We start from the raw sequence: 266 nt of genomic DNA on the forward strand, positions 1-266 counted from the left end.
AACCCTGCCTAAGTATTCACCGCTACTGGTGTATAGTTAATTTACTTCCCCATTTTTTAAGACTAATTGATAGCGTCCTACTGCCTCAGTGCTCAGCGTTGGAGGTTTACCGCCTGTGCCCGCGGTATCGCCTTTAATACCAGGATCAGTTTCAGAGATCTCCATCTCAACCAATTTCGGTGGAGTATCCGCTAGTGGTCGACGGTACCATAATGTATTAGACCATTCATAGGTGTCCAATAACCTTTTAACCGCATCGCAAAGTC

The 266-nt window shown here is 45.5% G+C and carries 1 pseudogene; it reads right to left on the bottom strand.

Annotation, left to right across the window (positions count from 1 at the left end):
* Positions 1 to 36 precede the first annotated feature (36 nt).
* Positions 37 to 266: pseudogene (locus CWB60_RS20555) on the bottom strand (elongation factor P); the annotation flags it as partial.

It is taken from the genome of Pseudoalteromonas sp. S327 (assembly GCF_005886415.1).
GTDB lineage: Bacteria > Pseudomonadota > Gammaproteobacteria > Enterobacterales > Alteromonadaceae > Pseudoalteromonas > Pseudoalteromonas atlantica.